Raw genomic sequence first — 18,469 nt, forward strand, 5'->3', positions numbered from 1 at the left:
CTGAAACGGAGCTGCGGGACGATGCTGTTCTTAGGGCGGGATCACTTGGAGGTTCAAGGCCATGAGTGAAAAGCAAACCAATCGACCGGAATCCAAGCCGACCGACCAGGAGCTGAACATCAGCGAGCTGGATCAAGTATCAGGCGGCACGGTCTCAGCACATCACCTCCAAAAGGGTATGAGTACGCTCGCACAGCACTGCGCGACCGGCCAGCACTTCAAAGAGGCGAAGCTGACAGTTTAGTCCAACCGCCGGTGTCCGAATTATTGAGCCAGAATTTCCAATCAACATTGCGACCAGGAGGGGACCATGACCAGCGAACAACGGAAGCAGCAGAGCATTGCTGGTGAGCAAGAGCTGAGTATCGATGACCTGGATCAGGCATCCGGTGGGTTCAATATTGGCAAGTTCGTCTTGGACGCCGCGAAAGCCGAGGCGAAGGAGCTGGCCCGCAGCCAGGGGTGTCTGGGACCGACCTTTAGCGGGTTCGATGCGACCAAGATCGGCAAGACGTGATCAAAGGGACGCTGGCACACAAGATGCGCGACAGGAGCGCCATGACAGCAGCCCCCGATGAACCGAAGATCCGCGCACCCGACGAACTGACCCTCGAGGACATGGACGTCGTTACCGGCGGCGTATTCGCCGAGCTGCGGGACGCTCTCTCGAAGGCGATTGAAAACGTCCACAGAGCGCCTCCCGCTACACCATTGCCTGGAGGGCCTGTCCCGGTGCCCTATCCGAACACAGCTGTAACAAGCGACAAGGCTTGACGCGGCCCCTAAGGACGACGTTCATCCAGACTAGCTTCGCCCGCAGACATCGGCCTGTTACCCGCAACGGACTTGCCGGCAACTACTCGATCACCTCGTCGGCGCGGCTGAGGATCGACGGCGGAATGGTGAGGCCGAGCGCCTTGGCGGTCTTCAGATTGACGACCAACTCGAAAATGGTCGATTGCTGGACCGGCAAGTCGGCGGGCTTGGAGCCCTTGAGGATCTTTCCGGCATAGATCCCAACCTGCCGATAGGCCGCCGTCAGACTCGCGCCATAGCTGATCGCCGCCTCCTGCATTTCCCGCACCATGCGAGTCTGCGGATTGTTTGGGTTCACCAACAGGGCGATCGATTTGGCGTCCGGAACCAGCTCTGACATAAGTTCGAGCCGCTTGGACGTCAGTTCGCCGCCGAGCCAACTGACGCCGGTGACGTTGCCGCCCGGCCGGGCGAGACTGGCGACAAGGCCGATCGCGATCAGGGCGCCGCCGATGGCGAAGACGATCGGGATCGTCCGGCTTGCCGCTTTGGCCGCGCGTGGCGCACCGCCGCCGAACGACACGATCACGTCAACCTTGCGGCCCACGAGATCGGTAGCCAATGCGGGCAGCTGATCATCGCGCGCCTCGGCAAAGGGGCGCCTGGCCCATCCGCCCCGTTTGCGGCTGCGTTCCGCCAAGGATTGGCCGAGGCAGGCTATGTCGAGGGAAAAAACGTAGCTATCGAATACAGTGGAGTGAGGCCGTCGCGACGAAGGATTGCTGCGGAAATGTCAGCTTGCCCCCCTCGAGCATCGAATGATCGAGCCGCGAGGCAGCATCATCCGAAATCGACCTGATCAGCCGTTCCCGCTCGGCCGCACCTTCATCTTTCAGGAGCCCAGCCATCGGCGTTGCGGTGAGCTGAAAGCGGACATAATCCAGCATCGACGGGAACGTGATCTGTTTGGTGACCGCAGCTACATCGACACCATTGAAGCCAGCTTGCTTCGCCCAATCGCCGATCTCCTGCGCATCGCAAGAGAGATGCTCCGAACGTTTGGTTCGTGAGGCCTCTTCTCCGAGACAGTTATCGAGTGCCTGCACAAATGCGTATGCCGCAGGGGTTTTCTCAATTGCGCTGTAAACGCTAAACCCTGCTCGTCCTCCCGGCTTGAGCACCCGCACCATTTCCCTCAGCGCCAGCAGCCGATCTGGAAAAAATTGTAGCCCAAGTTGACAAAGCACGACCTCGAAACTGTCTGCATCAAACGGAAGATCAAGCGCGCTACCTTCGATCCATTCGACCTTTGCAGACTTTACGCGCGCAATCGCAAGCATCGCAGTGTTGAGATCAAGTCCAACCACACGTCCCCCTTGGCCACGCTGCTCTGCCAACCTCGCGACGACGCCCGTACCGCAGGCGATGTCGAGTACGCTGTCGCCGCGCTTTGGTGGGATGCGGTCGAGCAGGTCGTTGGCCCATACCGACGTGATGGCGGGGACGAGGTATCGTTCGTAAAGCTCCGGCGCGCTGGCATCCATTTGCCAATGTTCATGGGCCGACATGACTTTCCCCTTCTCGCTCGTGGAAAGCATCGAACTGTGCGCTGAGGCCTCGCAATCTTGATGCTGGCCGATCTGACGACAAGCTGCAAGGGGTTGGCGGACCGCTCCTGGCCCAGGCTGTGTGAAAAGCAAGACCGACATCCAGATGCGCGAGTCCAGGGTCGCTTTCTCGCACCTGAGCAGGCGCGACGAAATTGTCGGAAGCCTAGGCCCGTCAGGCGGAAGGCCTCACCAGGCAGAAAATATGAAAAGCGCTATCGCGACCGGAACGAAAATCGCCAAAACCAACAATTGCCCTTTTGCGAAATCGTGAAGATCGAGCGGGTCAACCGGAAAGACACCAAGGCAACAATTCGCATAATAGAACGAGTTCTGGTCTTCACCCTCCGCCGAGTGTCGCGGTGGCGCCTTGTCGTCCCCCGCATCACGAACGAGAGGCGTTTGTGGCTGCCGCTGAGGTCTCTCGATCATCGCGATTCTCCTCCAACCTGCAAACTTGAGAGGCGCGCCGAAGTCAAAGAGTGATGCCATGGTCTGCTATCGTGACCTCCCGCACGGCGGGTCGTTCAGCGTCGTCCGCTTGCAAATCCGTACTCGACTTCCAGCTCGATGGGCCCACCGGCATCGCCAAGTTCGCGGCGGAGCTCCTCGCGCACGGCGCGGCGCGCGGCCGCCGGCAGGGATATGAATGCTTGCCCTGCCGATCCTGCGCCCCCCTCGATTGGTCCGAAGTAGGTGTCAAACGTAGGCAGCGTGAAAACCCTGGTTTGCAGAGTGATCTCCACATCCCGGAAATTTGCCTCCTCAAAAAGCGATCTTAGTTTCATCTCATCGCCGAGCGCAAATACGCGAGCGGCAGCCTCCGCCAGCGATGGCAGGTAGCGGGCAACCGCAAGGTTGATGCGCGTATTGTAGGACCGTTCCGGCACCGTGTTCACTGAAATTGCGGCACGCCCGCCGGGGCGAAGCACGCGATGGAATTCGGCGAGACCGCGCTGCGGGTCGGGGAAGAACATCAGTCCAAGACTGCACACGACCGCATCGAAGCTCCCATCCGGGAATGAAAGTGCCTGCCCATCCTCCACTGCGACCGACGCGTTGCTCGACCGGCCGAGGCGCTCGCGCGCCTTTTCGGCCATCTCGGGAGACACGTCGGCAGCCGTGAGGCGGCCCGTCGGGCCGATGACGTCAAGGACGGATTCGGCTACCAGTCCGGTGCCTGTGGCAATGTCCAGGACCCGCATTCCCGGCGCTATGCCGGCCGCACGCAGCAAGGTGGGTGCAAAATGGGTCGTGACCTGCGCGAACATGCCATCGTAACCGGCCGCCGCCTGAGCCTTATAGTTCAACGCCTCCGCCATGAGCGCCTCCTTGATCCCGGGTGCCTTTGATCCCGGAACGCTATAAGGTCGCTTCGCGTGAGCCTTGAACGAAGGGTGCTGAAACCCTGAAGAAACGCCCAAATTGTTCTGAAGGAGCGCCTTGGAAGTCAGATGGAAGTGGCGAGCGGGAAGGTCTTCTGCTTCGGAAAGTTCATCCTCGACCTCAAGCGCGGACGCCTTCGCGCAGGCGATCGGGAGGTCGATCTTCGGCCGAAAAGCTTCGAAGTCCTGCGCTATCTCGTCGAGAACGCCGGAAGGCTCGTCCCCAAGGATGAAATGATCCACGCGGTCTGGCCGAATGTGACCGTGACGGACGAATCCCTCGCACGCTGCGTCAGCGACATCCGGCTGGCGCTGGAGGATGTCGATCAAAGCATCATAAGGACGGTGACACGACGCGGGTACGTCTTCGAGGTCCCGGTCTCGATCGAACATCAAGACCAGGCGTCAGCCCATAACGCCGCTCCCAGCCGGACCGGGGATGTCAGCCTGCCCGCTGGAAAACTCCACGGCGGGCGGTTCGCTCTCGTCGTGCTGCGGTTCGTCAATCTGAGCGGCGGCCAGACGGAAGATCAACTTGCCGACGCGATTACCGATGGCTTGACGACCTTCCTTTCGCGCATTCGAGACGCTTTCGTCATCGCGCGCAGCACCGCGATGTCCTACAAGGGCAAGGCCTTCGATGTCAGGCAGATCGGGCGCGAGCTTGGCGTGCGCTATGTGCTCGAAGGCAGCGAGCAACATACAGGCTCGCTCGTGCGCGTCAGCGCTCAACTCATCGATGTCGATACCGGCGCGCATGTGTGGGCGGAGCGCTTCGATGTCAGTTATATCGACCTTCTGCAGGCACAGGACGAGATCGTGACGCGCCTTGCCCGTGCCCTGCAAATCGAGTTGACCGCTCTGGCGAGCGCCAGAACGTCATCCGGCGCTGCGGAAGGTCAAAATGCCGAGGATCTGGCCTTGGCAGGTGAAGCCAACTATCTCCGTTTCGGACCCAGCCGGCGCGAATCCGAGCAGGGGTACCAGCTTTGCGAACGCGCATTGGCGATCGACCCGAACAACGTTCGTGCCCTCGCAATCCTGGCGGAAAGGACGACGATGCGGGTCACCGGCATGCAGAGCGTCGATCGCGATGCCGATATCAGGAGCAGCGAAGAGCTCGTGACCCTTGCACTCGCCGCCGACCCGAATTCCTATCATGCACGTCATGCCAAGGCGCGCCTGCTCGTCGCGCAGGGCCGCGCCGAAGAGGCGCTGATCGAGGCGGAGCGGAGCCTGCGGCTGAACCCCGGCTTCATTCCGAGCTATCTTGTGCTCTGCCAGGCGAACCTCATGCTTGGGTTGGCCACGAATGCCATTGAACATGCGCGAAGGGTGAAGCGCCTGAGCCCGCCTGATCCCTACCTCTACGTGTTCCACACCCAGGAAGGACTGGCGCATATCATGCTGGGCGAGGACGATCTCGCGGTCACCTGTCTCCGTCAGGCCCTGGCGAACAATCCGGAATTCCCGGCCGCGTCGGGCTACCTCGTTGCCGCCCTTGCGCTCAACGGAAACACTGGGGAAGCGCGTGAGCAATTGGCACGGTACCTCGCGCTACCGGACACGCGGATCAGGACCGTCGCGGGCTGGCGGCGCATGGCTTATTCGCAGCACCCCGCCTATTTGGCTCTTCGGGACCGCATCTACAGCGGCCTGCAAGACGCCGGAATGCCAATCAGTTGATCACCCAAGTCCGTCAATGGACCGCGGACGACGTCCATCGAGACGGGTTTCTGTATTCGCTTTTGGGGAAGCGGATGCGGTTTTGATGAGCCCCCGCCCTACGCCCGCCGCATCAGCTTGAGCGAAGCAGCAAGGCACAGGCTGCGCTTGCCGGCCAGCGCGGGGGCAAGTCGGTTACGGGGCCACTAGCGGAAGTAGCCGGCTTCTCGTTTACTTCGTATATTACACAATCATTTTGGAGAATTTATTGTTATGGCAGACCCTAAGCCGACAACATCGCAAGTTCTTCCGCCCCACATTCAATTGATCCAGATGGGCCGGGCCCACATCATCTCAAGAGCCGTTTACGCTGCAGCCAAGCTGGGGCTGGCCGATCAGCTTGCATCCGGACCAAAAAACGCGATCGAGCTTGCCGGTCCCATGAACGTGCATGCGCCTTCCTTGCACCGATTGATGCGTACCCTGGCGAGCCTTGGCATTCTAACCGAGCGACCGGAGCAGCGTTTTGCCTTGACCGGTCTGGGCGAGGCGCTGAAGACCGGCGCGCCGGGCTCAGCAAGATCATCCGTGATTTTTTCCGGCAGCCCCTCTCTGAGTGGCTGGGACAATGTGGTCTATTCTGTTCAAACTGGCAAAACGGGTTTTGAGAAAGCGCGAGGCCTCACGTTCTTCGACTATCTCGCGCAACATCCCGAGGACGCGTCGCTGTTCAGCGAGATGATGATCGGCCTCAATGACCAGGAGCCTCCAGCCGTCGCCGCCGCTTACGATTTCTCGATCTTCCAAACCATTGTTGACGTAGGCGGGGCCACCGGCAACATGCTGGCGGCCGTACTTTCCCGTCACGCCGGGCCGCGCGGCATCCTGTTCGACAGGCCGCATGTCGTGAAAGACGCGCCGGCTTTGCTTGACACCAAAGGCGTAAGCGATCGGGTGACGATCCAGCCCGGCAATTTCTTCGAAAGTGTCCCCGACGGGGCGGATGCTTACATCCTTTCGCACATCCTCCATGACTGGGACGAAGACCAGTGCCTTACGATCCTTGGCCACGTCCGCAAGGCGATGAAGCCAGCCGGTCGTTTGCTGATCGTCGAAATGGTGCTGCCATCCGGCGATGCGCCGCACCCGGGAAAAATACTCGATCTCACAATGCTTGTGCAAACGGGGGGCCAGGAACGAACGGAATCCGAATACGCGTCACTTTTGGGCAAGGCTGGTTTCCGCCTGATGCAAGTCGTGCCGACCAGTTCAGCGGCGAACATCGTGGAAGCCGTGGTGGCTTGAGTGAGGGTGGATGTTTGGTTGCGTCCGGTTTGGGTCAATAACTGACATTAGCCTGGGTGGCATCCGCGGGGGTTCCAACTTTGCACACTAGCTCCGAGCAGGATTGCGGGCCTTGGTGCAAGAGGGGCCATTCCGTCGAGCGGAGGTTGTCGGCAATAGTGGCCGCGGATGTGGCTGGCTATTCGCGGCTCTACCTCTGCAATCGCGCGAATGGTATCCGGACGTTGTCTCGCATGCGCTGGACCACATAGCATGTGGCGTCCGTGCCAGATCCAGGAGGTCATCATGAAACCCTCGCGCGCTCTTGAGCTTTCACGCCCTCCCGTCGTTGGTCTGCTGCTGGCGGGAGACAAGACGCATCCGGGCTACGCCGCCTTCTCCGAGGAGATGGAGGCGCTCGGGTACAAACATGGAGAAACGGCTCGGCTCGAAGTGCGCTTCGCCGATGGCCACCTAGACGATCTTCCAAGACTCGCGGAGGATCTCGTTCAATGCGGTATCGATGTGCTCGCCGTCGTCGGCGCCGTGACGTATTGGGCGGCACGCAAGGCGGCGCCGGACCTTCCGATCGTCTTCGCAATTGTGCTGGACCCCGTCGCGGCAGGCATGGTCAACAATGCCCAACACCCCGGGGGCAAGTCGACGGGATGCACGAATTTCGATCCGGAACAGATCGGCGAGCAGATCCGCCTCCTCAAGAGGGTAGTGCCTGGGCTCCGCCGTCTGGCGGTTCTGGGCGATACTGGCGTGCCGGACATTCTGCCCCGCCTTGCGAGGGTGGCGGCAGAGAAGGCCGGCCTTGACGCACACGTCGTCCTGCTGAAAGGGAAGGACGATCTCGCACCGGCCTTCGCCGAATTCGCGGCCAATGACGCGGAGGCTCTCCTCGGCTTGGAGGTGCCGCGCGTCACGACATACGGGGATGAGATCGTTCGCCTTGCGGCGGCGGCCCGGCTTCCGGCAATCTTCGGCAGCGACCACGCCAGATATCGTCCGTTGATGGCCTACGGCACGAGCTTCGCCGCCGCTGCGCGCTGCATGGCTATCCAGGTCGATGAGATTCTTAGGGGCACTAAAGCTGGAGAGATTCCCGTTCAGTCTGTCCGCCAGGCGGAGCTGATCATCGACTTGGACGCTGCTCGGGAGATAGGAATCTCGCTTCCAGGTGACCTCGTCTCTTCGGCCCACAAAGTGCTCGGCTAAAAGCGCTATGCGAAGGGCAGCTGTTGGCCCCGACTGAAACGCGCCGGTTTTGCCGCTAAGGGTCACTTGTGACATTGGCTGGGGCGCGGCGTGAGGTCTGCTTCAGTTCGCGAAGCGGACACCCTATGCCAATGAGTGTGCGCCCTAAGCCCGCCGCATCAGCTTGAGCGAAGCCGCAAGGCGCAGGCTGCGCTTGCCGGCTAGCGCAATGCCTTCGAGCTCGCCGCCGTCTTCCGTGCAGGTCCCGGAGAAGCCGATCCCGACCTCATAGCCGCCGAACACGGGATTCTCGCCCTTCGCGGGCGTGTGCTCCTGGTTCAGCATCTCGCCCTTCCAGCGGCCGTCCGCCGAGGAATAAGAGCCGAGATAATAGAAAAACGCATCGCCCCCGAGGATGCGACCGTCGATCAGCAGCATCACGCCGGAGAGCCCTGCATCGACCCCGTCGAGCGCACGAAGGCTCATCCCATAGAGCCCGTTGGCGATGCCGCCCTCCGCGATGGTGCCGCGTGGCGGCAGCGCCCCGTCATCGAGCCGCGTGAGATTGGCCCAGAAATGGGCGCCCGGCATGGTGTCGGCCGCACCCTGCAGACGGATCTGGTTGCCATAGAGCCGGCCGCTCGCCCCGATCGAGGCGACGTCGGCCCCCATCAGCGGCTTGTAGTTGGGATCGAGGTTGTGCCGCTCGGTGATGACCTCGGCGCTGATCTCGCCGTTGCGCTCGACATAGCTGCCAAGATGCGCAAAGCCCGAATTGCCGCCCAGCATCTTGCCGTCATGCAGGCACATGATGCTGCGGCCGAACGCATCGTTGACGCCGTATTCAACCTTGTAAAGTCCATCCAGCAAAGTAATTCGCCTGCAAAATCAAAAGAATCGCGGGCTACCTAGCACCGCTGCCGCACCGATTCCATCCGGCTTTTTCGCGCAGGGGCCCTGCCCGGAAGCACGATCGCCATGATGCCACCATACCCCTGTTTTGCCCGACGGGTCAAACAAGACTTCGTAAAATCCGTAAAAAAGGATTTCGCTGTGATTTCAGCGGGGCCGCTACTGTGCATGGGGTTGTTTTCGACGTTTTGCTTTGAACGGCCCGCATCCCGCGTCAGTGGCGCTTGAAATACTGCACCTCGCGTTCGTGCTTCTCGGCCGCCGCACGGCTTTTGAACGTACCGAGGTTGCGGCGCTTGCCGGTCCTGGGATTCACCTTGCGTGAATAGAGGCGATATTCGCCGGATGCCAGTTTGCGGATCATGATCGGGCCTCCTGCTGATCGGGGTTCAACGACCCGTGCCGGAGCTGGTTCCTCCCCTGTTTCGAACCGTGAGGCGCAGGCGCGCGACCAAGGGGCATGAACCAGACAGAGCCATCACCCGAACAGCAGATCGCCGAATTCGTCGCCAGCGCGGCAAAGCAGCCACTGCTCGATGCCGCCTTCGAACTCTGGCGCTGGCGCTACCGATTGGACTCGATCGAGGGGCGCCCGACCGCCGAAGAGGTCCGCATCAATCGCACTCTCACGCCGCAGCAGATGGCCGAGAAATATCGCTACGATCGCGACCATGCCCATGAAGGGCCGATGTTCGGCTACGTGAAGCGCGCCCATCCGCATGCCAACGACGATGCGATCCGGCGGGCCATCATCACCGCCGTCAAGTTCGAGGGCGCGACGGAAGCACATTTCAAGTGGGACGGCGATTTCTGGGCCTGCATCGTGCGCGCCGTGGCGCAGGCCGCGGCGGAGTATCCCGATTTCCTCGAGACGACCTATCGCGACGCCCGCAACAATCTCGCCTACTACATGAAATGAGCTGAGTGCGGCGGCGACCTCCTTCACCTCTCCCCAGCGGGGAGAGGTGAACCGAGCCCCAGACTCTCACGCTTTAGAAGCACAGCGTGGTAACGAGCTTGCCCTGCTTGTCCTTGATCGCATAGGGACAGCGAATGCGCTCCAGCGCCTTCTTGGCGTCCTCGTCGCCGAGCGCTGCCGCGCGCTCGTAATACGCTTTGGCGGCGTCCTTGTCCTTGGGCCCACCGCGGCCCTCCTGGGCGAAGGCGCCCATCCGTTCCAGCGCGCCGGGATGGTTCTGCGCCGCCGCCTTCTCGAACAGCGCGCGCGCCGCGACGTCGTCCTTTGCGCCGCCATCGCCTTCAGACAGCATCAGGCCGAGCTGGTACTGCGCCTCCGCATTGGTCTCGGCGGCCTTGCCCAGCAGCGCGCGCGCCTGCGCGGGATCGGCCGGCGCGGCGCCGCCTGCACTGCCGAGCGCGGCAAGGTTGCTGACGCCGCGGGGATTGCCGGCCTGCGCCGCCTTCTCGAACAACTTTCGCGCCTGTGCTTCGTCCTTGGCAACACCCGAGCCGTTGCCGTAGGCGACGCCGAGCTCGACCATCGCCGCACTCGATCCCTTGTCGGCCGCCTTGCGCCAGGCCGCAATCGCCTCCGCCGTCTGCCGGTTGGCTGCATAGGCGCGCCCCAGTGCGAACATCGCGCGGCGCGAGGACGGCGCGGCCTGCTTGCAGAACTTGATCGCGGTCGCAACGTCCGAGGCGGCAATCTCCGCAACGCCCTTCACATCAGTCGGCTTGTCGGGATCGCTGGGATCGGCCGCAACCCGGTCGCACAGGACGAGATCGGCCGATTGCGCGTGAGCTGCGAGGGGCGCGGCGAGCGCGAGGGCGATGGCAAGGAGATGAGTTCGCATGGACGGCAAATTGCGTCCCCGTCCCGGCAAATTCAAGGCTCGAGTCCGGATTGGCGGAGGACAGGAACGACCTCCGGTGAGGCCAGGTAGCGCAACAGCCGATCGGCCGCGACTGCATGCCTCGCGTTCGCCATGCGGCCGGCGGAGAAGACGGCCGGTGTCTGCAACTCATGCGGGACCGGGCCGACCACCTCGATGCCGCCGACCTGCTTCAGCTCGCTGATCTGCTGCACGGCGAGGTCGGCCTCGCCGCTGCCGAGCCGCTCTGCCGTAAAGCCCTGCTCGACGATGGTGGCCCTGGCATTGATCTCGGCCGCGATCCCCATCCGCGCGATCAGCTGGGCGAAGTACACGCCGCTCGCGCCCAGCCGCGAATAGGCAACGGACCGCGCCGCAAGCAGCGTCCGGCGCAGCGCGGCTTCGCTGCCGATATCGGGATGCGGCTGCCCTGCCCGCACGGCAATGCCGACATAGGAGCGCGCCAGATCGGCCGCGCTGCCTGCGACCACGCGGCCCTCGCCGATCATCTCGTCGAGCCCCTCGCGCGTGAGGATCACGAGATCGGCGGCCTCGCCGTCGCGCAGCCGCTTGAGCAGTGCCAGGGTCGGCGCAAAGTCCGCATCGACATGAATGCCGCTGGCGGTCTCGAAGGCGGAGGACAGGCTGCGCATCGCGCCCGCAAGGCCGAGCGTCGAGAGCATGCGGACGGTGTTTGCCATGTGAATTCCCGGGATAGCGTTCAGGCGCGGTGCATCAGCTTGAGTGCGGCGGTGAGGCGCAAGGATCGCTTGCCGGCAAGCGCAGTGGCCTCCAGCACCGCCCCCTCGGCGTCATAGCTGCCGGAGAAGCCGATGCCGACCTCGTGGCCGCCGAAGATCGGATCGTCCTTGGCCGGCGTGTGCTCCTGGTTGAGGATCTGGCCCTTCCAGCGGCCCTTCGCGGCGGTGTAGCTGCCGAGATAGTAGAACGCCGCATCGCCGCCGAGGATGCGGCCCTGGTTGAGCAGCATCACGCCGGTGAGGCCGCCGTCGATGCCGTCGAGCATGCGCAGATGCACCGAGTAGAGGCCATCGGCGATGCCGCCCTCGCCGACGCCGCCCGCAATCGGCACCTCGTCCTCCGTGATCGGCGTCATCACCGACTGGAACGGCACGCCCGGCAGCTCTTTCAGCTCGCCCTTGAAGCGATAGAGATCGCCGTCGGCAAAACCCTTCGCCAGCAAGGTCGCATCGTCGGTGCCGGCCATGGCGCGGTAGCTCGGATCGGGATTGTGCCGAACCGTCTTGATCACGATGTCCACGCCCTCACCGATCTTCTCGTAGGTGCCGATATGGGCGAAGGCCGAATTGCCGCCGAGCATCTTGCCGTTGCCGGCATGCATGACGCTCCGGCCGACGGCGTCGCCGAGCTGAAACCGCACCTTGTAGAACCCCTCAAACACCAGCCGTGTCCCCGGCCCCAGCGCGCATCCAGGGGTACTTTATCCCGCTTTCGACGAGGGTGGACAAGTTTCACGCGGCGCAGCCCTGCGCGTCTTGGGATGGCTGTCATCAGAATGCAAAAATCCGCCGGAGCCTTGCAGCTCCGGCGGATTGAATGCCAACCCGGGCCAGCCCCCAGCCCGGGCCGGGAGGATCTTAGGCCGCGGCCTTCTTGTCGGTCGGCACGGACGAGATCGTCTTCAGGATCTGCGAAGCGATCTGGTATGGGTCGCCCTGCGAATTCGGACGGCGGTCTTCCAGATAACCCTTGTAGCCGTTGTTGACGAAGGAGTGCGGAACGCGGATCGAGGCGCCGCGGTCGGCAACGCCGTAGCTGAACTTGTTCCACGGCGCGGTCTCGTGCTTGCCGGTCAGACGCTTGTCGTTGTCCGGGCCGTAGACGGCGATGTGGTCCATCAGGTTCTTGTCGAAGGCGGCCATCAGCGCCTCGAAGTACTCCTTGCCGCCGACCGTGCGCATGTACTCGGTCGAGAAGTTGGCGTGCATGCCGGAGCCGTTCCAGTCGGTGTCGCCGAGCGGCTTGCAGTGGAATTCGATGTCGATGCCGTACTTCTCGGTCAGGCGCAGCATCAGGTAGCGGGCCATCCACATCTGGTCGGCAGCGGTCTTGGAGCCCTTGCCGAAGATCTGGAATTCCCACTGGCCCTTCGCGACTTCCGCGTTGATGCCTTCATGGTTGATGCCGGCAGCCAAGCAGAGGTCGAGATGCTCTTCGACGATCTTGCGGGCGACGTCGCCGACGTTCGAGAAGCCGACGCCGGTGTAGTACGGACCCTGCGGCGCCGGATAGCCGGCGGTCGGGAAGCCGAGCGGACGACCGTCCTTGTAGAAGAAGTACTCCTGCTCGAAGCCGAACCAGGCGCCGGCGTCGTCGAGGATGGTGGCGCGCTTGTTGGAAGCGTGCGGGGTCTTGCCATCGGGCATCATGACTTCGCACATCACCAGCACGCCGTTGGTGCGCGCGGCGTCCGGGAAGACGGCGACCGGCTTCAGCACGCAATCGGAGCTGTGGCCTTCGGCCTGCTGGGTGGAGGAGCCATCGAAGCCCCAGAGCGGAAGCTGCTCGAGCGTCGGGAACGACGCGAATTCCTTGATCTGAGTTTTGCCGCGCAAGTTCGGAGTCGGCGTGTATCCGTCGAGCCAGATGTACTCGAGCTTGTACTTGGTCATTGAGCCTCTCTGTAGATGATGCGAAAGGTTGGGGGCCCTGAGGCCCCCGCACGTTTGTACCCGGCCACCATCGGCCGGCCCTTTACAAGCATTTAACGTGCCAAAAGGCCGCACTGCGGAGGGTTTTCCACGGTGGCTGGCCTCGCGCTGCCGCCGGCTGGCCGTCCACAACGACGTGCGTCATAGCCGCGCACCTTAGCGTGAAGCTGCACTGCAAAAATCCTGCGGAAATCGCCCGATTCTGGAGCAGCCCGGCCTTAGCCGGAGGTTGCCGATGAAACGCGCATCAACGTCCGGCAATTTTCGCAAAGTTCGCCGCCTGCCGCCAGCAACCTTCGCAATGGCCCAAGCGTTAGCCACCGACTTGGTGCCTTGGAGGATGCAGAAAGCACGCTGCCTAGAAAATGAGCTGAAACTGATTTCCTTTTCAGCACTTTGCATTCCCGAGCGGCCGGCCGATATGGGGATTCCAGTAACCACAATCGAACGAGTCGGGCGCACCATGGAGGCCAAGCGCTTCGGCTCAAGGAGATACCGCAATGATGAACAATGGTCTGAGTGAGGGATCTGCAAAGATCTATCAATTCCCTGCCGGGGGCCGCGCGGCTCTCGGAGGACGCCGCTACGGTGAGGCCCGCCTTCCTGCCGACCGTCTCTCGCTTCCCGTGAACGAGACGATCTGCAGTGGCAGCTGGTATCATCAGGACGCTGTCGACGAGGCCAAGCCGAAATGGGATCGCTGATGCCTGCGTTCGGTTCAGTCCCGCGGCGCTCCCTGGAACGAGCGGCGGCAGTTTGAAAAGGGTCGAAACAACGGTGTTTCGGCCCTTTTTGATTCCCGGCTAGAGCCCGGGCTTTTCGATCGCCGCGCAGGCCGTGACCGGCCGCTTCAGGTGCTTGACCGTGGTCGTTCCGGTCTTGCCGATCACAAGCGTGATCCCCGCCCCCGAATAGCGTGCGCCCGAGACCGACAGCCGCTTGGCAAGGGCGACGGGTTGGCCGTCGATCTGCAGGAAGGCGCGCTTGTCGTAGTCATAAAATCCCACGATGAACTGCGTACCATCAGCGCAGCGATAGGTCCGGAAGGTCTGCGCGTCGGCCTGCCGGGCACTGGTAATTCCAGCCAGCATGGTGATCCCCAAAACAATGGCCTTGTGCCGGCCCATGATCGCCCCCTGTAATAGACCTCAAGGACGCCAAACGAAGCGTCCGGTGGAACCATAGCCCAAGCTGATCCCATGCAAGACTCTTCCCTGAAAGACTCCCCTGCCCGCCACCTCGCCCTGCAAGGCGCCAGCAACTTTCGCGATCTCGGCGGCTATCGGACCGCCGACGGCCGCATTACGCGCTGGCGGCACATCTTTCGCTCCAATCATCTCGGGCAGCTCACCGCAGCCGATGTCGAGATCGTCCGCGCGCTCGGCGTCAGAAGCGCGTTCGATTTCCGCGGTGTCGAGGAGCGTGCGGCTGGCGTCTGCGTGGTCAACGAGATCGCAGTATACTCGATACCGATCGAGCCAACCGTCGTCGCCGCGCTGCGCGGCGAGCTCGCGAGGGGCACGTTGACCGCACCGGTCGCGCTCGAACTGATGCGCGAATCCTATCGCAACTATGTTCGCCACAACACGCACAGCTTTCGCGCGCTGTTCCACCATCTGCTCGAAGACCGCGCCCCGCTCGTGATCCACTGCACCGCGGGCAAGGATCGCACCGGCTTTGCCAGCGCGCTGATCCTGCATGCGCTGGGCGTCGGCGACGACGTCATTGCCGAGGATTATCTTTTGACCAACCGCCACTACAAGCGCGACCCGTCGAACGCCGCCGATCTTCCCGCCGACGTTCTCGACGCGATCGGCTCCGTCGAGGCCTCGTACCTGGCGGCCGCCTTCGAAGCCGTCGGCCGCGACTATGGCGATCTCGAAACCTACTTGCGCGATGGGCTGAAGCTCGGCACAGCAGAGCGCACCGCACTGAAGGCGCGTTATCTGCAAGCGTAGCGGCTGCGCCGGGAGAACGATGATGCAAGGCAAGGTTCTGGTCATCACCGGCGTGCTCGGCGCGCTTGGCAAAGTGGTTGCCGAAGTCGCGCAGTCTCGCGGCGCGCGCATCGCCGGCATCGATCATGCGCCCTCGCAACTGTCAGCGACGCCCGAGCGCATCGAGATCGGCGGCGTCGATCTCACCGACGCGGCGCAGGCGAAGACGGCGATCGATGCGGCGGCGAAGCATTTCGGCCGGCTCGACGGACTGATCAACATCGCCGGCGGCTTCGCCTTCGAGACCGTCGGCGACGGCGACATCACGACGTGGCAACGCATGTATGCGCTGAATGTGCTGACGGCGCTGAACACCTCGCACGCAGCGCTGCCGCATCTCGCCGCGTCCAGCGCCGGCCGCATCGTCAACATCGGTGCCATGGGCGCGCTCCAGGCCGGCAACGGCATGGGTCCCTATGCCGCGTCGAAAGCCGGCGTACATCGCCTCACCGAGGCGCTCGCCAGCGAGTGGAAGGGCAAGGTCACCGTGAACGCGGTGCTGCCCTCGATCATCGACACCAAGGCCAACCGTGCCGACATGCCGAAGGCGGACTTTTCCAAGTGGGTGACGCCGCAGGAGCTCGCAGAGGTGATCCTGTTCCTCGCCAGCGATGCCGCCAGCGGCATCACCGGCGCGCTGATCCCGGTCGGCGGGCGGGTGTAGCTGCGTTCAGATCGAAACGTCCGAGCCCAGCTCGGATTCAATCGGAGCCGAGAAGGCACTAGACTGCACGCAACTGATTCTTCGATCGGACCACCCGTGGAAACCGCGCTCTACCTGCCCGTCAAACGCTTCCTCGAAGAGCTCGGCTTCACGGTCAAGGGCGAGATCGGCGGCTGCGATCTCGTCGGCCTCAGCGCCGGCGATCCGCCTGTCGTGGTGATCGGCGAGCTCAAGCTCGCCTTCAATCTCGAGCTGATCCTGCAGGCGGTCGACCGCGCACCGGCGGGTGACGAGGTCTGGATCGCCGCAAAAATGTCCGCGCGTGGCAAGGGACGCGAGAGCGACGCACGCTACCGCAATCTCTGCCGCCGACTCGGCTTCGGCATGCTGGGGGTGACCGACCGCGGCCAGGTCGAGGTGCTGGTGAAGCCGCCGACGGCGGCCCCGCGCCGCGAGCCGAAGATTCGATCACGACTCGTTGCCGAGCATCAGCGCCGCCAGGGCGATCCGGTGCTCGGCGGCAGTACGCGCGCGCCGATCATGACGGCCTACCGGCAGCAGGCGCTGGCTTGCGCGTCGGAACTCGCGACCGGCCCGCGGCCCGTGCGCGAGCTGCGCGTGCGCTGTCCCGATGCCGGCAAGATCTTGCTTAACAATGTGTATGGCTGGTTCGAGCGCGCCGAGCGGGGAATCTACGGGCTCACCGCGGCTGGACACGCCGCGCTGAAGCGCTGGCCGCAGCAACGGATCGGGGCCGATGCAGGTGCTCCGTCACCGCCGTGACGCCGGATCGATGCAAGCGGTGAATAGCTGAGATGCCACACCAAATTCATATTGCAATGCAACATAGGCAGCACTAGGTATCCCGGATCGAAATGAGGCTACCATGAGCGCAGACTGGAATACCAAATATGGCACGCGGCGCGTGCGTCACGATCCGCCGACCCTGGACGAGGCGATCTTCGCCGCCGTCGGAATTACCGACGACCAGGAGCAGCAGGCCGAGATCGCCGCAGCTCTGATGGGGATGCCGCTCGATGTCGTCCAGGCCGAGGTGAAGAAGCAGGCCCGCACCAACGGCCGCATTACCGCTACGCGCGTCATCGCCGGCGAACAGGGCGCGCAGCGCTCGGTGGTGGTCGAACGCCGCGTCGTGCGCCGCTTCAACACGGCAACGCGCACCGGCACCTGAGCCGTTTATTTCTTCGATCCGAAATACAGAAGCGGACCGGTTTTGCCGGTCCGCTTTTTGATTCCAGCCGCTCTTTGAACTAGGCGGCGCGATTGCCGTACATGCTGGAGATGATCTTCCAGCAGGTCGAGTTGAAGCTGAGCAGAGCGTGGCTGGCCGTGAACGGCGCTGCCGCGAGATCCGCCAGCTCGGCCTCGGGCGTCTTGGCGAGATCGATCGTTCCGGTCGATTCGCCGTGACGGAAGGCCAGATGCGCGCCGAACTTCCTGGCGAGCGCCCGCATCGCGTGATTCTCGGCACCCGTGGTGATGCGCAGCTGCTTGTAGCCTTTCCAGCGCGCCTCCGCGATCAGGCGGCGGAACAGCACGGTGCCGACGCCCTGGCGGCGTGCGGAGGCTTCCACGCTGAAAGCGACCTCGGGCAGTGAACCATCTTCCGGCGGATGCAGTTCCGCCGCGCCGCGAACCACGCCATCCACGATATAGGCGACGATCACGGTGCCGTCCTCGGCGCAGCGGGCGGCGTAACGCTCGATGAAGCTGTCGTCGAGAAAGCCGTTGAAACGGTCGTGCCGGCTTTCGGCATCGAGTCTGAGCAGGTGATCGCGCAGAAGCGGCAATTCTTCCTGCTGGATCAGGGTCCGCACATAGCCCGGGGCAGTGAGGACGGTCTCTTGAAGTACCACGTCAAAACTCCTCTTGGTGTCCCTCGAGGAGGCGTTCGAATCCCTAGGCCCCCAATATTGTGCATCGCAACACGTTTTTCAAGGCGGGAACCTGCCCAACTTAGCGGCATCGGGAGCGACTATTTCGTTAACAAAATCAAGGCCCCGTAGTCTTACAGGACCAGCTGCGTCTGCGTCACCACAGCCACCAGCTTGCCATCCTCGGTCTCCAGCCGGGTGGTCCAGACCTGGGTCCGCCGACCCCGGTGGACCGGGGTGGCGGTGGCGATGACCGTGGCCCCTTCCCTGGCCCCACCGATGAAATTGGTCTTGCTCTCCAGCGTGGTCGTACCCTTGGCGTCCTCGGGCAGGTTGATCACGGTCGCCGCGGCACCGACGGAATCGGCCAGCGCCATCACCGCGCCGCCATGGATGGTGTGGTGCAGGGTGCAGAGATCAGGCCGGACCGTCATCCGCGCCACCACACGGTCCTTCCCGGCTTCGACAAACTCGACGCCCTTGAGCTCGGCAAACGGCATCTTCATCGCTTTAAGTTTCTCGAGCGGCGTCATCGGATCTCCTCCCAATTCCTTGTGTTCTCAGGGTGAATTGCTT

General features: G+C 63.0%; 26 protein-coding genes. 13 read left to right on the forward strand and 13 right to left on the reverse strand.

From position 1 onward, the window contains the following. Positions 1 to 61: 61 nt before the first annotated feature. The 3 genes from GGD63_RS03565 to GGD63_RS03575 all read left to right on the forward strand — a co-directional run bounded on the left by GGD63_RS03565 (position 62) and on the right by GGD63_RS03575 (position 774). A complete protein-coding gene (locus GGD63_RS03565; RefSeq protein ID WP_183239494.1) occupies positions 62 to 244 on the forward strand; it encodes a hypothetical protein in 183 nt (60 codons plus the stop codon). A 66-nt stretch (positions 245 to 310) separates the two neighbouring features. Beyond that, positions 311 to 517: a hypothetical protein gene (locus GGD63_RS03570; protein WP_183239495.1), complete on the forward strand. Its 207-nt coding sequence runs from the start codon at positions 311 to 313 to the stop codon at positions 515 to 517. Positions 518 to 558: 41 nt separating this feature from the next. Further along, positions 559 to 774, forward strand: a complete 216-nt coding sequence (locus GGD63_RS03575; protein ID WP_183239496.1) for a hypothetical protein — start codon at positions 559 to 561, stop codon at positions 772 to 774. Positions 775 to 856: 82 nt separating this feature from the next. Here the strand turns inward: GGD63_RS03575 and GGD63_RS03580 are convergent, their stop codons facing one another. The 4 genes from GGD63_RS03580 to GGD63_RS03595 all read right to left on the reverse strand — a co-directional run bounded on the left by GGD63_RS03580 (position 857) and on the right by GGD63_RS03595 (position 3,685). Further along, positions 857 to 1,456: an ABC transporter substrate-binding protein gene (locus GGD63_RS03580; RefSeq protein WP_210315606.1), complete on the reverse strand. Its 600-nt coding sequence runs from the start codon at positions 1,454 to 1,456 to the stop codon at positions 857 to 859. Between the two features lie 40 nt (positions 1,457 to 1,496). Then, a complete protein-coding gene (locus GGD63_RS03585; protein WP_183239497.1) occupies positions 1,497 to 2,324 on the reverse strand; it encodes a class I SAM-dependent methyltransferase in 828 nt (275 codons plus the stop codon). Positions 2,325 to 2,552: 228 nt separating this feature from the next. Beyond that, complete coding sequence (locus GGD63_RS03590; protein WP_183239498.1) at positions 2,553 to 2,855, reverse strand: hypothetical protein; 303 nt, start codon at positions 2,853 to 2,855, stop codon at positions 2,553 to 2,555. Between the two features lie 35 nt (positions 2,856 to 2,890). Beyond that, positions 2,891 to 3,685, reverse strand: coding sequence for a class I SAM-dependent methyltransferase (locus GGD63_RS03595; RefSeq protein ID WP_183239499.1), 795 nt, complete (start codon positions 3,683 to 3,685; stop codon positions 2,891 to 2,893). A 132-nt stretch (positions 3,686 to 3,817) separates the two neighbouring features. Between GGD63_RS03595 and GGD63_RS03600 the strand changes: the two genes are divergently transcribed. The 3 genes from GGD63_RS03600 (at position 3,818) to GGD63_RS03610 (ending at position 7,921) form a co-directional block, all read left to right on the forward strand. Further along, a complete protein-coding gene (locus GGD63_RS03600; RefSeq protein WP_183239500.1) occupies positions 3,818 to 5,434 on the forward strand; it encodes a winged helix-turn-helix domain-containing protein in 1,617 nt (538 codons plus the stop codon). A 252-nt stretch (positions 5,435 to 5,686) separates the two neighbouring features. Next, complete coding sequence (locus tag GGD63_RS03605; protein WP_183239501.1) at positions 5,687 to 6,718, forward strand: methyltransferase; 1,032 nt, start codon at positions 5,687 to 5,689, stop codon at positions 6,716 to 6,718. Positions 6,719 to 7,003: 285 nt separating this feature from the next. Continuing rightward, the gene (locus GGD63_RS03610) at positions 7,004 to 7,921 is read left to right on the forward strand and encodes an ABC transporter substrate-binding protein (protein WP_183239502.1); all 918 of its coding nucleotides are present in this window, start codon (positions 7,004 to 7,006) and stop codon (positions 7,919 to 7,921) included. A 144-nt stretch (positions 7,922 to 8,065) separates the two neighbouring features. On the opposite strand, the gene GGD63_RS03615 is transcribed toward GGD63_RS03610, so the two are convergent. Further along, complete coding sequence (locus tag GGD63_RS03615; protein WP_183239503.1) at positions 8,066 to 8,770, reverse strand: hypothetical protein; 705 nt, start codon at positions 8,768 to 8,770, stop codon at positions 8,066 to 8,068. A gap of 256 nt (positions 8,771 to 9,026) precedes the next feature. Continuing rightward, positions 9,027 to 9,176, reverse strand: a complete 150-nt coding sequence (locus GGD63_RS03620; RefSeq protein WP_128925370.1) for a hypothetical protein — start codon at positions 9,174 to 9,176, stop codon at positions 9,027 to 9,029. A 96-nt stretch (positions 9,177 to 9,272) separates the two neighbouring features. On the opposite strand from GGD63_RS03620, the gene GGD63_RS03625 reads away from it, so the two are divergent. Continuing rightward, positions 9,273 to 9,731 (forward strand): hypothetical protein, encoded by a 459-nt coding sequence (locus GGD63_RS03625; protein WP_183239504.1) that lies wholly within the window; start codon positions 9,273 to 9,275, stop codon positions 9,729 to 9,731. 73 nt (positions 9,732 to 9,804) lie between these two features. Here the strand turns inward: GGD63_RS03625 and GGD63_RS03630 are convergent, their stop codons facing one another. The 4 genes from GGD63_RS03630 to GGD63_RS03645 all read right to left on the reverse strand — a co-directional run bounded on the left by GGD63_RS03630 (position 9,805) and on the right by GGD63_RS03645 (position 13,298). Further along, positions 9,805 to 10,626, reverse strand: coding sequence for a tetratricopeptide repeat protein (locus GGD63_RS03630; RefSeq protein ID WP_183239505.1), 822 nt, complete (start codon positions 10,624 to 10,626; stop codon positions 9,805 to 9,807). Between the two features lie 32 nt (positions 10,627 to 10,658). Then, positions 10,659 to 11,345 (reverse strand): substrate-binding domain-containing protein, encoded by a 687-nt coding sequence (locus GGD63_RS03635; RefSeq protein ID WP_183239506.1) that lies wholly within the window; start codon positions 11,343 to 11,345, stop codon positions 10,659 to 10,661. Positions 11,346 to 11,365: 20 nt separating this feature from the next. Continuing rightward, positions 11,366 to 12,067, reverse strand: coding sequence for a GrlR family regulatory protein (locus GGD63_RS03640; RefSeq protein WP_183239507.1), 702 nt, complete (start codon positions 12,065 to 12,067; stop codon positions 11,366 to 11,368). Positions 12,068 to 12,263: 196 nt separating this feature from the next. Beyond that, positions 12,264 to 13,298, reverse strand: a complete 1,035-nt coding sequence (locus GGD63_RS03645) for a glutamine synthetase beta-grasp domain-containing protein (protein ID WP_183239508.1) — start codon at positions 13,296 to 13,298, stop codon at positions 12,264 to 12,266. 274 nt (positions 13,299 to 13,572) lie between these two features. On the opposite strand from GGD63_RS03645, the gene GGD63_RS03650 reads away from it, so the two are divergent. Then, positions 13,573 to 13,860: a hypothetical protein gene (locus GGD63_RS03650; RefSeq protein WP_183239509.1), complete on the forward strand. Its 288-nt coding sequence runs from the start codon at positions 13,573 to 13,575 to the stop codon at positions 13,858 to 13,860. Next, entirely contained in the window at positions 13,838 to 14,041 is a 204-nt protein-coding gene (locus GGD63_RS03655; protein ID WP_183239510.1) for a DUF2735 domain-containing protein, read from the forward strand. The genes GGD63_RS03650 and GGD63_RS03655 overlap by 23 nt, the downstream gene beginning before the upstream one ends. A gap of 99 nt (positions 14,042 to 14,140) precedes the next feature. Here GGD63_RS03655 and GGD63_RS03660 read toward each other — a convergent pair whose 3' ends face one another. Continuing rightward, entirely contained in the window at positions 14,141 to 14,464 is a 324-nt protein-coding gene (locus GGD63_RS03660; RefSeq protein ID WP_183239511.1) for an MliC family protein, read from the reverse strand. Between the two features lie 87 nt (positions 14,465 to 14,551). On the opposite strand from GGD63_RS03660, the gene GGD63_RS03665 reads away from it, so the two are divergent. The 4 genes from GGD63_RS03665 (at position 14,552) to GGD63_RS03680 (ending at position 17,190) form a co-directional block, all read left to right on the forward strand. After that, positions 14,552 to 15,295 carry a tyrosine-protein phosphatase gene (locus GGD63_RS03665; RefSeq protein WP_183239697.1) on the forward strand — a complete coding sequence of 248 codons (744 nt, stop codon included), beginning with the start codon at positions 14,552 to 14,554 and terminating at the stop codon, positions 15,293 to 15,295. A gap of 22 nt (positions 15,296 to 15,317) precedes the next feature. Continuing rightward, a complete protein-coding gene (locus tag GGD63_RS03670; protein WP_183239698.1) occupies positions 15,318 to 15,998 on the forward strand; it encodes an SDR family oxidoreductase in 681 nt (226 codons plus the stop codon). Positions 15,999 to 16,094: 96 nt separating this feature from the next. Then, positions 16,095 to 16,781 carry a DUF2161 family putative PD-(D/E)XK-type phosphodiesterase gene (locus tag GGD63_RS03675; protein ID WP_183239512.1) on the forward strand — a complete coding sequence of 229 codons (687 nt, stop codon included), beginning with the start codon at positions 16,095 to 16,097 and terminating at the stop codon, positions 16,779 to 16,781. 103 nt (positions 16,782 to 16,884) lie between these two features. After that, positions 16,885 to 17,190 (forward strand): hypothetical protein, encoded by a 306-nt coding sequence (locus GGD63_RS03680; RefSeq protein WP_183239513.1) that lies wholly within the window; start codon positions 16,885 to 16,887, stop codon positions 17,188 to 17,190. A gap of 79 nt (positions 17,191 to 17,269) precedes the next feature. Here the strand turns inward: GGD63_RS03680 and GGD63_RS03685 are convergent, their stop codons facing one another. Further along, on the reverse strand, positions 17,270 to 17,875 hold the full coding sequence (locus GGD63_RS03685) for a GNAT family N-acetyltransferase (protein ID WP_183239514.1): 606 nt from the start codon (positions 17,873 to 17,875) through the stop codon (positions 17,270 to 17,272). 152 nt (positions 17,876 to 18,027) lie between these two features. Beyond that, positions 18,028 to 18,426, reverse strand: coding sequence for a PaaI family thioesterase (locus tag GGD63_RS03690; RefSeq protein ID WP_183239515.1), 399 nt, complete (start codon positions 18,424 to 18,426; stop codon positions 18,028 to 18,030). Positions 18,427 to 18,469 lie beyond the last annotated feature (43 nt).

The sequence above is a fragment of the Bradyrhizobium sp. cir1 genome (genome assembly GCF_014198245.1).
In the GTDB taxonomy this organism is placed as follows: domain Bacteria; phylum Pseudomonadota; class Alphaproteobacteria; order Rhizobiales; family Xanthobacteraceae; genus Bradyrhizobium.

Excerpts from the sequence above, each read along its gene's own strand:
- GGD63_RS03565 (WP_183239494.1), top strand. The coding sequence starts at position 62 with ATGAGTGAAAAGCAAACCAATCGACCGGAATCCAAGCCGACCGACCAG.
- GGD63_RS03570 (WP_183239495.1), top strand. The coding sequence starts at position 311 with ATGACCAGCGAACAACGGAAGCAGCAGAGCATTGCTGGTGAGCAAGAG.
- GGD63_RS03575 (WP_183239496.1), top strand. The coding sequence starts at position 559 with ATGACAGCAGCCCCCGATGAACCGAAGATCCGCGCACCCGACGAACTG.
- GGD63_RS03585 (WP_183239497.1), bottom strand. The coding sequence starts at position 2,324 with ATGTCGGCCCATGAACATTGGCAAATGGATGCCAGCGCGCCGGAGCTT.
- GGD63_RS03590 (WP_183239498.1), bottom strand. The coding sequence starts at position 2,855 with ATGGCATCACTCTTTGACTTCGGCGCGCCTCTCAAGTTTGCAGGTTGG.
- GGD63_RS03595 (WP_183239499.1), bottom strand. The coding sequence starts at position 3,685 with ATGGCGGAGGCGTTGAACTATAAGGCTCAGGCGGCGGCCGGTTACGAT.
- GGD63_RS03600 (WP_183239500.1), top strand. The coding sequence starts at position 3,818 with ATGGAAGTGGCGAGCGGGAAGGTCTTCTGCTTCGGAAAGTTCATCCTC.
- GGD63_RS03605 (WP_183239501.1), top strand. The coding sequence starts at position 5,687 with ATGGCAGACCCTAAGCCGACAACATCGCAAGTTCTTCCGCCCCACATT.
- GGD63_RS03610 (WP_183239502.1), top strand. The coding sequence starts at position 7,004 with ATGAAACCCTCGCGCGCTCTTGAGCTTTCACGCCCTCCCGTCGTTGGT.
- GGD63_RS03620 (WP_128925370.1), bottom strand. The coding sequence starts at position 9,176 with ATGATCCGCAAACTGGCATCCGGCGAATATCGCCTCTATTCACGCAAG.
- GGD63_RS03625 (WP_183239504.1), top strand. The coding sequence starts at position 9,273 with ATGAACCAGACAGAGCCATCACCCGAACAGCAGATCGCCGAATTCGTC.
- GGD63_RS03630 (WP_183239505.1), bottom strand. The coding sequence starts at position 10,626 with ATGCGAACTCATCTCCTTGCCATCGCCCTCGCGCTCGCCGCGCCCCTC.
- GGD63_RS03635 (WP_183239506.1), bottom strand. The coding sequence starts at position 11,345 with ATGGCAAACACCGTCCGCATGCTCTCGACGCTCGGCCTTGCGGGCGCG.
- GGD63_RS03645 (WP_183239508.1), bottom strand. The coding sequence starts at position 13,298 with ATGACCAAGTACAAGCTCGAGTACATCTGGCTCGACGGATACACGCCG.
- GGD63_RS03650 (WP_183239509.1), top strand. The coding sequence starts at position 13,573 with ATGAAACGCGCATCAACGTCCGGCAATTTTCGCAAAGTTCGCCGCCTG.
- GGD63_RS03655 (WP_183239510.1), top strand. The coding sequence starts at position 13,838 with ATGATGAACAATGGTCTGAGTGAGGGATCTGCAAAGATCTATCAATTC.
- GGD63_RS03660 (WP_183239511.1), bottom strand. The coding sequence starts at position 14,464 with ATGGGCCGGCACAAGGCCATTGTTTTGGGGATCACCATGCTGGCTGGA.
- GGD63_RS03670 (WP_183239698.1), top strand. The coding sequence starts at position 15,318 with ATGCAAGGCAAGGTTCTGGTCATCACCGGCGTGCTCGGCGCGCTTGGC.
- GGD63_RS03680 (WP_183239513.1), top strand. The coding sequence starts at position 16,885 with ATGAGCGCAGACTGGAATACCAAATATGGCACGCGGCGCGTGCGTCAC.
- GGD63_RS03690 (WP_183239515.1), bottom strand. The coding sequence starts at position 18,426 with ATGACGCCGCTCGAGAAACTTAAAGCGATGAAGATGCCGTTTGCCGAG.